At 59.7% G+C, this 11346-nt stretch carries 10 protein-coding genes; 6 read left to right on the top strand and 4 right to left on the bottom strand.

The features are described 5' to 3' along the window. Positions 1-161 precede the first annotated feature (161 nt). Positions 162-2786, bottom strand: coding sequence for a cation-translocating P-type ATPase (locus tag RUM_RS01615; RefSeq protein WP_015557481.1), 2625 nt, complete (start codon positions 2784-2786; stop codon positions 162-164). Between the two features lie 141 nt (positions 2787-2927). Here RUM_RS01615 and spoVAD point away from each other — a divergent pair, with 141 nt between their 5' ends. The 5 genes from spoVAD to RUM_RS01590 all read left to right on the top strand — a co-directional run bounded on the left by spoVAD (position 2928) and on the right by RUM_RS01590 (position 7298). Continuing rightward, complete coding sequence (gene spoVAD, locus RUM_RS01610) at positions 2928-3953, top strand: stage V sporulation protein AD (RefSeq protein ID WP_015557480.1); 1026 nt, start codon at positions 2928-2930, stop codon at positions 3951-3953. A gap of 1 nt (position 3954) precedes the next feature. Further along, the gene (gene spoVAE, locus RUM_RS01605; RefSeq protein WP_015557479.1) at positions 3955-4308 is read left to right on the top strand and encodes a stage V sporulation protein AE; all 354 of its coding nucleotides are present in this window, start codon (positions 3955-3957) and stop codon (positions 4306-4308) included. A gap of 9 nt (positions 4309-4317) precedes the next feature. Further along, the gene (locus RUM_RS01600) at positions 4318-5001 is read left to right on the top strand and encodes a DUF421 domain-containing protein (protein WP_015557478.1); all 684 of its coding nucleotides are present in this window, start codon (positions 4318-4320) and stop codon (positions 4999-5001) included. Further along, entirely contained in the window at positions 4983-5360 is a 378-nt protein-coding gene (locus RUM_RS01595; RefSeq protein WP_015557477.1) for a DUF4363 family protein, read from the top strand. The genes RUM_RS01600 and RUM_RS01595 overlap by 19 nt, the downstream gene beginning before the upstream one ends. 186 nt (positions 5361-5546) lie before the next feature. Continuing rightward, the gene (locus RUM_RS01590; RefSeq protein ID WP_015557476.1) at positions 5547-7298 is read left to right on the top strand and encodes a Na/Pi cotransporter family protein; all 1752 of its coding nucleotides are present in this window, start codon (positions 5547-5549) and stop codon (positions 7296-7298) included. A 72-nt stretch (positions 7299-7370) separates the two neighbouring features. Here the strand turns inward: RUM_RS01590 and nifU are convergent, their stop codons facing one another. From nifU to rnhA, 3 genes are all read right to left on the bottom strand, one after another. After that, entirely contained in the window at positions 7371-7802 is a 432-nt protein-coding gene (gene nifU, locus RUM_RS01585; RefSeq protein ID WP_015557475.1) for a Fe-S cluster assembly scaffold protein NifU, read from the bottom strand. 15 nt (positions 7803-7817) lie between these two features. Continuing rightward, positions 7818-9017, bottom strand: a complete 1200-nt coding sequence (gene nifS / locus RUM_RS01580; protein ID WP_015557474.1) for a cysteine desulfurase NifS — start codon at positions 9015-9017, stop codon at positions 7818-7820. A 108-nt stretch (positions 9018-9125) separates the two neighbouring features. Beyond that, positions 9126-9560 (bottom strand): ribonuclease HI, encoded by a 435-nt coding sequence (gene rnhA / locus RUM_RS01575; RefSeq protein ID WP_015557473.1) that lies wholly within the window; start codon positions 9558-9560, stop codon positions 9126-9128. A gap of 280 nt (positions 9561-9840) precedes the next feature. On the opposite strand from rnhA, the gene RUM_RS01570 reads away from it, so the two are divergent. Then, positions 9841-11256 carry an extracellular solute-binding protein gene (locus RUM_RS01570; RefSeq protein WP_015557471.1) on the top strand — a complete coding sequence of 472 codons (1416 nt, stop codon included), beginning with the start codon at positions 9841-9843 and terminating at the stop codon, positions 11254-11256. The last annotated feature ends 90 nt before the right edge of the window (positions 11257-11346 follow it).

The following is an 11346-nucleotide window of genomic DNA, read 5'->3' as shown; positions in this document are numbered from 1 at the left end:
CGCTCCTGCGTAAGCGGAGCACGCAGAAAAAATAAGACAACCTGCAAAGAAAACGGTCACTAAAAGCAAAACGTCAAAGTGTGTGCTTAGCACGCAGAGCATAAAGGACAAGCCCGGAAAAGATGGTGAAAAGCAGGGCAAGGGACGGCGGGTGGGGCGACTCACCGCCCCTTGGGGATCAATGCCGCCACCAGGGGCACCGCCAGACTCAGCCCAACCGCCCGGAGCAATGCGGCACCGGACAGGGCAACGGTGGAAAATACCGTCTGGAGCGCCGGCACATAAATCGCACCGAACAGGCACAGCAGGGATGCCAGCACCGCCAGCACCAGCTTCCCGTTGTTCAGATAGGGCACGGTGAAGATGTTCTTCTGCTCGGATTTGCACTCAAACACATGCAGCAGTTGGGACAGCACCAGGGTGGTCAGCGCCCCCGTCCGTGCCCCTGCCACGCCGCAGCCCATATGCAGCAGCAGAGAGAAGCAGGCAAGGGTGGACAGACCGATCAGCACCCCACGCAGCAGGATCGTCCCCAGCAGCCCGCCGGAAAAGAAGCTTTCCTCCGGTCGCCGGGGCGGCTTTTCCATATTCCCCCGTTCCGGCGGCTCCAGCCCCAGGGCAATGGCAGGCAGGCCGTCCGTTACCAGATTCACCAGCAGAAGCTGCACCGGCAGCAGCACCATGGGCATGCCCATCAGGATCCCCAGGAACATGGTGAGCACCTCCCCGATGTTGCAGGACAACAGATACCGGACGAACTTCCGGATGTTGGCGTAAATGCAGCGCCCTTGCTCCACCGCTCCCACCAGGGTGGCAAAGTTGTCGTCCAGCAAAATCACATCCGCCGCCTGCTTTGCCACGTCCGTTCCGGTCAGCCCCATCGCCACCCCCACATCCGCTTCCTTGATGGCAGGGGCATCGTTCACCCCGTCCCCGGTCATGGTGACGATCTCCCCACGGCTCCGGTATGCACGCACCAGCCGCAGCTTATGGGCAGGGCTGACCCGGGCAAACACGCTGTACCGATCCAGTTGCCGGCGCAGGGTCTCCTCCGGCATATCGTCCAGCTCCGCCCCGGTCAGCACCTGTCTGCCCCGGAGCAGTCCTGCCTGGGCGGCAACGGCTTTGGCGGTGGCAGGGTGATCCCCGGTAATCATCACCGTGCGGATCTGGGCGCTGCGGCACCGGCGAATGGCTTCCTTTGCCTCCTGCCGCACCGGATCCTCCATGCCGGAAAAGCCCAGAAAGGTCAGACCGTATTCTGCGGCGGACAGGCTGTCACAGTCCTTTTCCGTCAGCGCCAGCACCCGGAGCGCTCTGCCGGACAGCAGCTGCGCCTGGGCGGTGAGGGATTGGCGCATGGCAGGGGTCATGGGCTGGGGGATGCCGTTTTGCATGTAAAAGGCGCAGCGGGGCAGCAGCACATCCGCCGCCCCCTTGCAGAAGGCAGTGCAGCGGCTGCCGGAACGTGCCAGTACGGTCATGCACCGGGTATCGCTGTCAAAGGGTTCCTCCTCCATTCGTTTCCAGCCGGACAGACTCCGGGCTGTGACCCCTGCCTTGGATGCGGCAACCAGCAGGGCGATTTCCGTGGGATCCCCCTGTACCTGCCAGTCTCCGGCGGCGGAAATGGAACCACGCTGTCGGCAGCGGATCTCCCGATCGGTACGGATGGCAGCATTGCTGCACAGCACCCCGCACCGGAGCAGAGCAGTCAGATCCGGCTTTGCCGCCGGGTTGCAGATCTCCTTGCCAAGCCGGATCTCTCCGGTGATCCGGTAGCCGGAGCCACGCACCTCGTACAACTCCCCCCCTGCGAACAACCGGGTGACGGTCATCCGGTTCTCGGTGATGGTGCCGGTTTTATCCGAACAGATCACGGAGGTACAGCCCAGGGTCTCCACGGCGTGGAGCCGGTTCACCAGGGCGTTTGCCCGGAGCATCCGGTTCACCGCCAGGGCAAGGGCGATGGTGACGGTGGCAGGCAGTCCCTCGGGAATGGCGGCAATGGCAATGGTGATGCCGGTCAGGAGCATATCAAACACCGGCTCTCCCCGCAGCACGCCTGCCCCGAACACGATGAGGCACACCGCAAGGCAGATGATCGCAACGGTTTTCCCCAGCTCCCCCAGACGCTCCTGGAGGGGGGTTCTGCCGGCCTCGATCTGGCTCAGCATGGAGGAGATCTGCCCCATCTGGGTGGCTGTACCGGTGGCGATCACCACTGCCTCCCCGGCGCCCTGGGTGATGCCGGTGCCGGTATACAGCAGGGTATCCTTGCCCGGTGCGTTGTCCGTATCTTCCGGTGCGCCGGGATGCTTCCCCACGGGCACGGATTCCCCGGTCAGCACGGATTCCTCTGCAAACAGCCCCCGACACCGGAGGATCCGGCAGTCCGCAGGCACTCTGTCCCCTGCCTCCACCCGGATCACGTCTCCGTTCACCAGCTCCGCCGCCGGACGGGTGGTAAGGGTCCCGTCCCGGAATACCCGGGCGGTAGGGGCAGTCATAGCGCTGAGGGCTTCCAGGGTGCGCTCCGTGCGGTATTCCTGCACAAAGCCCAGCACTGCGTTGAGCAGCACGATCAGAATGATGGTCACAGCGTCCGTGATCTCCCCCAGCAGGGCGGAGATCACCGTTGCCGCCAGCAGGATCAACACCATCACATCCCGGAACTGTCCGAGAAAAATCGAAAGAGGCCGTTTTCGCTTCGCCGCCGCCAGCCGGTTTTCCCCCTGCTGGGCAAGACGCTGCTGCGCCTGCTGCTCCGTCAGCCCGATCTGCATACTGCATCACGCTCCTGCTAAGAATGTTGTCCGTTCATTGTATGTGCCCCCGGACAGCTTTATGCCGGGTATAGTCCGCAGGAAACTGCGCAAACTATAGGCAGCACCAGCGGCACAGCCGCAGAGAGGATGAATGGGCGCATGGCGAAAAAAATTGGAACGGGTACCTATTTGCTGGAGCATGCCCCCTCCGCAGCGGCGTATGCCGCCATTGTGGGACAAATGGAGGGGGAAGGTCCTCTGGGGGCATGCTTTGACTATGTGGAGCAGGACAGCTATTTCGGCAAGGACAGCTGGGAGCAGGCGGAAAGCGAATTGCAGCGGCGAACGGTGGGCACGGCTTTGCAGAAGGCGGAGCTGACCGCCCAGGATATTGATCTGATCCTGGCAGGGGATCTCATCAACCAATGCACCGGCACCACCTATGGCTTACGGGGCATGGGCATCCCCCTGCTGGGGCTGTACGGGGCATGCTCCACCATGGCGGAGGGACTGGCGCTGGGCAGCATCCTTATGGACAGCGGCATTGCCCGGCATATTGTGGCAGCCACCTCCTCCCATTTTTCCACGGCGGAGCGGCAGTTCCGGTTCCCCTTATCCTACGGGGGACAGCGGACGCCCACCGCCCAGTGGACCTGTACCGCATCCGGGGCGGTGGTGCTGGCACCCTGTCAGAACGCCCCCTATCTCCGGGCAGTAACCATCGGCAGGATCGTGGACTACGGCATCACCGACGCCAACAACATGGGGGCGGCTATGGCACCGGCGGCGGCGGACACCATTCTCCGGTTCCTGGCGGATACGGGGGCATCCCCCAAGGAGTTTGACGCCATCGTCACAGGGGATCTGGGGCTGATCGGCTCCAAGCTGCTGTGCGAGATCCTGCAGAAGGAGGGGGTGGATATCCGGAAGCAGCACCGGGACTGCGGTGCGATGATGTTCGATCCGGAACAGCAGGACACCCATGCGGGCGGCTCCGGCTGCGGCTGCTCCGCCAGTGTGCTGTGCGGCTATTTTCTCCCCAGGATCCGGACGGGGGAATTGAAGAACATCCTCTTTGCGGCAACGGGCGCTCTCATGTCCCCCACCGCATCCCAGCAGGGGGAGAGCATTCCGGGCATCTCCCATCTGATCCACATCAGCGCAGACAAAAAAGGAGGGAACTGACATGGAATATGTGTGGGCATTTCTCGTAGGCGGCGCACTGTGCGCCATCGGACAGGCGCTCATCGACTACACCAAGCTGACCCCGGCACGGATTCTGGTGAGCTTTGTGGTGGCAGGAGTGATCCTCAGCGGTGTGGGGCTGTATCCCAAGCTCATCGAACTGGCAGGCGGCGGTGCCAGCGTGCCCCTCACCGGCTTCGGGCACCTGCTGGCGGAGGGCGTCCGCAAGGCGGTGGATGAACACGGCTTTCTGGGGGTATTCCTGGGCGGGCTGACCTCTGCGGCAGGGGGCATTACCGCAGCCATGCTCTTTGGTCTGCTGGCGGCGGTGTGCTTCCGCTCCAAGGACAAGTAGGAGGAAGCTATGGCGATCGGATTTCTCCGCTCCCTGATCCTGTACGGGGTGGTGATCTTCTCCGTGCGGCTCATGGGCAAGCGGCAGATCGGGGAATTGCAGCCCTCGGAGCTGGTGATCACCATTCTGGTGTCCAACATTGCCACCCTGCCCCTGGAAAATCTGGACATTCCTCTGCTCACCGGCATCATCCCCATTCTGTCCCTGGTATGCTTCGAGGTGCTCGCCTCCTGGGGCACGCTCCGGAGCAGGCGGCTGCGGCGGATCCTGTCCGGCAGTCCCAAGATCATCATCCGGGACGGGGTCATTGACCAGAAGGTGCTGGAGGAGCTGCGGTTCTCGGCGGACGATCTCATGACCGCCCTCCGGGGCAGCGGCGTGTTTGATGTGACAGAGGTGCAGTTTGCCATTGTGGAAACCACCGGCAGTGTGTCCGTGTACCCCAAGCATGCAAACCGGCCGGTGACCAATGTACCGGAGCAGGACACGGGAGATCCGCCGGATGTGCTGATCTCCGACGGAAAGCTGATTCCCCACGGGCTGGCGGCAAGCGGTCTTGACCGGGCATGGATCCAGCGGGTGCTGAACCGGCGGCAGTTGAAGATCCAGGACGTGTTCCTGCTGGCGGCACGGGGACAGCAGGATTACTGTCTGATCGAAAAGGAGGGGAACGGATGTCACGGATCCGGCTGAGCGGCTGTATTCTCGCCGCCATTGTGAGTATCTGCATCTTCTCGGCGGTTTATGTGCGCCGCAGTTGCCTGGAGCTGCTGGATATTCTGGCTCGGGTGCAGGTACACACGGAGCAGGCGGATTATGCAGCGGCGGCACAGGCGGCAGTGGAATTGAACCAGGCTTGGAGCCATGCCACGCCCCGGCTGAATATGCTGGTGTCCAGCGATAAGCTGACCCAGATCGGCGGAGCGCTTTCCCGGCTCATCCCTCTGATCGATACGGAAAACGATGAGCTGGGGGCGGAGATCGCCACCAGCCGCACCCTGCTGGAGCAGCTGTATTACGGGGAGATCCCGGTGCTGAACCGGCTGTTTTAGTCATGGGCATGCCCGTGACTTTACATAGATTTTACACGATTGTGCTTTCAGATTTTACGCGTCAATGCTATGCTATTGGAAAAAGGGTTTGTTTTGAAACTGGGGATACGGAATCGGGATTACCCGCACATTACGCCTGAAATCGGAAAGGAGCGGCGGCGCAAGGGGCGCACGCCAACGTATCGTATGAACATTTTTTCTGTGTTTACACTTCTGGGAGGACTTGCCTTTTTCCTGTACGGCATGACCGTCATGTCCAACGGGCTGGAAAAGCTCGCCGGCGGCAAGCTGGAGCGTGCCCTCAAGCAAATGACCTCCTCTAAGTGGAAAAGTCTAGGACTTGGTGCCGGCATCACCATCGCCATCCAGTCCTCCTCCGCACTGACCGTTATGCTGGTGGGTCTGGTAAACTCCGGCATCATGCAGTTGCCCCAGACCGTGGGAGTCATCATGGGTTCCAACATCGGCACCACCCTGACCGCCTGGATCCTGTCCCTGGCAGGGGTGGAGGGGGATGGCTTCTTCATCAACATGCTCAAGCCCACCTCCTTCTCGCCTTTGGTTGCCCTTGTGGGTATCATCCTCATCATGATGGCGAAATCCACCAAGAAAAAGGACATCGGCAGTATCTGCGTGGGCTTTGCAGTGCTCATGTACGGCATGACCCTTATGAGCGATTCCGTAAGCCCTCTGGCGGATATGCCGGAATTCGCAAGCCTGCTGACTGCCTTCCGGAACCCGATCCTGGGCGTCATCGTAGGCGCAGCCTTCACCGGCATCATCCAAAGCTCCGCCGCTTCCGTGGCGATTCTCCAGTCCCTGTCCGCCACCGGGGGCATTACCTTCGGCATGGCGATCCCCATTATCATGGGGCAGAACATCGGTACCTGCGTCACCTCTCTGATCTCCAGCATCGGAGTTACCAAGAACGCAAAGCGGGTAGCAGTGGTGCACATTTCCTTCAACATCATTGGCACCATCGTGCTGCTGATCCTGTACTACGGGCTGGACGCCATTCTGGGCTTCCCCTTTACGGATCAGCCCATCGATCAGCTTGGCATCGCCATCTGCCACTCTGTATTCAACGTATTCACCACTGTCATCCTGCTGCCCATGCAGAAGCAGTTGGTAAAGATCGCAGAATTCGTGGTACGGGACGATCCCAAGGACAAGGAAACCTATGCGTTCCTGGATGAGCGTCTGCTGAACACCCCCTCCTTCGCCATTTCCGAGTGCACCAACCAGACCACCGGCATGTGCCGCATCGCCCGGGACTCCATTCTGGAGGCCATTTCCCTGGGGGAGGGCTTTGACGAAAAGAAGGTGGAATTTATCCGGGAGCACGAAAACCAGCTGGATCTGTATGAGGATAAGCTGGGCACGTTCCTGGTAAAGCTGTCCAGCAACGATCTGTCCGATGAGGACACCCGGAAGGTATCCCTGCTGCTGCACACCATCGGGGACTTTGAGCGGATCGGGGATCACGCTCTGAATCTGGTGAAATCCGCTGAGGAAATGGACGAAAAGCAGATCCAGTTCTCCCCGGCGGCACAAAAGGAGCTGACCGTGGTGGCAAATGCTCTGAAGGAGATCATCAGCATCACCACCAAGGCATTTGAACGGAACGACCTGGAGCTTGCAGGGCGGGTAGAGCCTTTGGAACAGGTGATTGACGGGTTGATCCTGGATATTAAAACCAACCACATTGACCGGCTCCAGAACGGCGCATGCACCATTGAGCTGGGCTTCATCCTGTCGGATCTGCTGACCAATTACGAGCGTGTGTCCGACCACTGCTCCAACATCGCAGTGGCAATGATCGAGGTTGCCCACAGCAGCTTTGACACCCACGAGTATCTGAACACCCTCAAGAATATGGACAATCCCCAGTTTCAGCAGCGGTATGAGGAATACAAGACCATGTATGCGCTGAGCTGAGGTATCCTGCACAAGATCACAAAAAACACCGCCTGTCCGGAAAATCCAGACAGGCGGTGTTCCTATTCCGGGTCAATGCCCTTCGCAGCAGCCCTCGCACTCGTGCACCTCTCCCACCAGGGGGCCGGGATCAATGCCCTGCCGCCGGTAGTAATCCGACAAGGCAGCCTTGATTGCCTGCTCCGCCAGCACGGAGCAGTGGAGCTTCACTGCCGGCAGACCGTCCAGCGCCTCCACCACTGCCTTGTTGGTTAGCTGCAGGGCTTCCTCAATGGGCTTGCCCTTGATGAGCTCCGTTGCCATGGAGGAGGTGGCAACCGCCGCTCCGCAGCCAAAGGTCTTGAACTTCACATCGGTGAGCACACCGTTCTGTACTTTAATGTACATCTTCATAATATCGCCGCACTTGGCGTTTCCAACCTCGCCTACCCCGTCTGCGTCCGGGATCTCTCCCACGTTCCGGGGATTGGTGAAATGATCCATTACCTTTTCACTATACAGCATCTTTCAGCACTCCTTTCAGATATCCGGATAATCCACTTTGCCTGCCTGGATGGCTTCCCACAAAGGGGACATGGCTCTGCCCCGCTCCGCTGCCTGGTGCACCGCCCAGATGATATACTCCACGTCCTCCCGGCTGGTTTCGTCGGAGATGGACAGCCGCAGAGAGCCGTGGGCAACCTCGTGGCACAGCCCCAGGGAAAGCAGAACGTGGGAGGGATCCAAAGAACCGCTGGTGCATGCGGAACCGCTGGACGCCATGACGCCCAGTTGATCCAGCGCCAGCAGCAGGAACTCCCCTTCGATGCCCAGAATGGAAATATTGCAGTTGCCGGGCACACGATGCACCCGGTCACCATTCAGCCGGGTGCGGGGAATGTCCAGAATGCCGTCAATGAGCCGGTTCCGCAGGGCAGTGACCCGTTCCATCTTCTCCTCCAGGTTCTCCACTGCCAGGGTGATGGCGGTACCCAGTCCCACGATGGCAGGCACATTCTCCGTACCGGGTCGGCGACTCCGCTCCTGGGCGCCGCCGTACAGCAGATTGGGCAGGGGCACGCCCTTGCGCACATACAGTGCGCCGATGCCCTTCTGGGCGTGGAGCTTATGACCGGACAGGGACAGCATGTCGATGCCCTGTTCCCGGACGTTGATGGGCACATGTCCCACTGCCTGTACCGCATCCGTATGGAACAGCACGTCCTTTTCCCGACATACTGCCGCAATTTCAGAGATGGGCTGGATGGTGCCGATCTCGTTGTTGGCGTACATGATGGACACCAGGGCGGTATCCGGCCGGATGGCATCCGCCACCTGCTGAGCGGTCAGCAGCCCCTCCCGGCTGACCGGCAGGTAAGTGACCTCAAAGCCCTCCTTCTCCAGGGCGGCACAGGTGTGCAGCACGGCGTGATGCTCAAACACGCTGGTGACAATGTGGCGCTTGCCCTTTGCCCCCAGCCGGGCGGCGGTGGAACGGATTGCCCAGTTGTCGGACTCGGTGCCGCAGCCGGTAAAGAAGATCTCCCCCGGTTCACAGCCCAAAGCCTCCGCAACCTGCTGCCGGGCAAGCTCTATATCCCGCTGGGCATGGCGTCCCAGGGCGTAAATGCTGGAGGGGTTGCCGTACTGCCCGGTCAGGTAGGGCAGCATTGCCTCCAGCACAGGCTTGGACACCTGGGTGGTGGCGGCATTGTCCGCATAGATGATTCGCTTTTCCATACACAAACTCCTCTCCGGTAGATTTCCTACCGTTTTAGTATGCTATAAGGATATTATACACGATTGGTAGGAATTTTGCAAGAGGGGAGGGAAAAATTTTTCGGCGGATCAGAACCGATCCCGCTGTGCCACAGCCAGGGCATCGCAGCGCTCGTTTTCCGGGTGTCCCGCATGCCCCTTGACCCAGACAAACTGCACCTGGTGCCGCTCCAGCAGGGGCAGCAGCCGCTCCCACAGATCCACGTTCAGCGCCGGCTTCTTGTCGGACTTGATCCAGCCCTTCCGCTTCCAGCCGTAGACCCAGCCCTTGGTGATGCTGTCCACCACATATTTGCTGTCGGTGGTAAGGGTCACGTCACAGGGCTCCTTCAGGGCGGACAGGCCGGTGATGACCCCCATCAGCTCCATCCGGTTGTTGGTGGTGTTTGGCTCTCCGCCGGAAAGCTCCTTTTCCACCGTGCCGAACCGGAGCACCACCCCGTAGCCTCCGGGGCCCGGATTGCCGCTGCATGCCCCGTCCGTAAAAATATCCACATGCTTCATAGTCAGTATGTTCCTTTCACTCGGTTTCTATACAAGTATTATACCCTGTTTTGCCCGGGCAGGCAACCCCGGATTTTCCCGGTCGTTGTGCATAATCCACAAACAGTCCACAGGTCTATCGTGCTTTGTGCTGATTGACAGGAGGAATTTAAATTATGTATAATAAAGTGGGAATGCATATAGACAGCGCCCCACAGGAGTATGGGGGTTGTTTATGGAACCGTGCATCAGCCATTCCGGAGCAGGCTTTCCGGAACGATTAAAAAGGAGTGTTTTACCCATGAAGAATCTCAAGCGCACACTTGCCATGCTGCTGGCCCTCTCTCTGTCCGCAGCGGCAACCGCCTGCGGCGGAAACAGTTCCTCTGAATCCGAGGGACGCACCAAATCCCAGGACGATGTATCCATCGACACGGCGGACAGTGCCATCAACGCCGGAGATCCGGACATCAAGGGACAGACCATCTACTACCTGGGAATCTACGATCTGAACCCCACTGCAAACCAGGATCGAACCGTTGCACTGACCCTGTTTGAGGACGTATACGGAGCGAAGATCGAAACCATCAAGACCACCTCTGAAACCCTGTTTACAGACCTTGCCAACCGGATCAACGGAGGCGATCCGGTGGATATGTTCGACTACCAGTGGGATTCCGTGCCCAACGGGGTGGAAAAGGGACAGTACGAATACCTGGACAGCTACATTGATCTGTCCGATCCCATCTGGGACGGCATGAAGGATCTGATCGAAAAGTACAAATACAAGGGGCATTACTACGTCGTACCCTACTCCGTATCCGACTATATCGCCATCACCTACAGCCGCACCCTCATTGAGGAGGAGGGACTGACGGATCCCTACAAGCTCTATCAGGAGGGCAAGTGGGACTGGGACGCTTTCATGTCCTCTATGAAGACCTTTGTAGCCAACGCTGAGGACGGGGAGACCCGGTACGGCTGCGCAGGCTGGTTCGGGCAGGCGATCGTCCAGTCCACCGGCGAATCCATCATCAACTATGACGGGAAGAAATTCTCCAGCAACGTCATGAACGAAAAGATCGAAAAGGCGGAGCTGCTGGAGGAGGAGCTGACCCGGCTGAGCCTGTTTGATCCCACCTGGTACGGCACCTACCCCAACGACGGCTCCATCCTCTACTACGGCATGGCGCCCTGGCATCTGGGGCAGTCCAATGTCATGAACCCGGACGGGGATCTGTTCCTGGTGCCCTTCCCCAAGATGCCCGGATCCGACAAGTACTATCTCTGCGGCAATGCGGCGGCAAAGATGCTGGTCAAGAACTCCGACAAGGGGGATGCAGTTGCGGCATACATCAAGTGTGAGCGGCTGGCTGCCACCCAGGCGGAATACAAGCAGGCTGCCAAGGAAAAGGCGCTGATCGAGACCAAGACCGCTGCCGGCAAGGTGACCTCCTATCTGACGGAGGAGCAGTACGACTTTATGCAGACCTGGTACAGCTCGGAGGATATCGTTCCCATGTTCGACTTCGGCTACGGCATGGGCACCCGGATGAGCAACGAAACCTATGCTTACGAGACCCGTGGCGTTATGAACAACTTCATGGACGGTCTGCTCCAGAAATATGAGGGCACACCCGGCACCTGGGCGGAGATGCGTTCTGCTTGGCAGGGCGTGGTGGATGAGGTCGTAGACGAATTCAACGCAAAGCAATAACACATCAAAACCAACGGCTCCGTACAGGTGTGCGGAGCCGTTTTTCGGAAGGGCGCCTGCATTGACTTTGACAGGGCAATCGGATATAAT

Origin of the sequence: Ruminococcus champanellensis 18P13 = JCM 17042, from assembly GCF_000210095.1 — a bacterium.
GTDB classification, from domain to species: Bacteria; Bacillota; Clostridia; order Oscillospirales; family Ruminococcaceae; genus Ruminococcus_F; species Ruminococcus_F champanellensis.
Note: the sequence above shows the minus strand (reverse complement) of the source record. Positions and strands in the feature narration are given on the sequence as shown.

Coding starts and splice junctions, on each gene's coding strand:
- RUM_RS01615 (WP_015557481.1), bottom strand. CDS start 2,786: ATGCAGATCGGGCTGACGGAGCAGCAGGCGCAGCAGCGTCTTGCCCAG.
- spoVAD (WP_015557480.1), top strand. CDS start 2,928: ATGGCGAAAAAAATTGGAACGGGTACCTATTTGCTGGAGCATGCCCCC.
- spoVAE (WP_015557479.1), top strand. CDS start 3,955: ATGGAATATGTGTGGGCATTTCTCGTAGGCGGCGCACTGTGCGCCATC.
- RUM_RS01600 (WP_015557478.1), top strand. CDS start 4,318: ATGGCGATCGGATTTCTCCGCTCCCTGATCCTGTACGGGGTGGTGATC.
- RUM_RS01595 (WP_015557477.1), top strand. CDS start 4,983: ATGTCACGGATCCGGCTGAGCGGCTGTATTCTCGCCGCCATTGTGAGT.
- RUM_RS01590 (WP_015557476.1), top strand. CDS start 5,547: ATGAACATTTTTTCTGTGTTTACACTTCTGGGAGGACTTGCCTTTTTC.
- nifU (WP_015557475.1), bottom strand. CDS start 7,802: ATGCTGTATAGTGAAAAGGTAATGGATCATTTCACCAATCCCCGGAAC.
- nifS (WP_015557474.1), bottom strand. CDS start 9,017: ATGGAAAAGCGAATCATCTATGCGGACAATGCCGCCACCACCCAGGTG.
- rnhA (WP_015557473.1), bottom strand. CDS start 9,560: ATGAAGCATGTGGATATTTTTACGGACGGGGCATGCAGCGGCAATCCG.
- RUM_RS01570 (WP_015557471.1), top strand. CDS start 9,841: ATGAAGAATCTCAAGCGCACACTTGCCATGCTGCTGGCCCTCTCTCTG.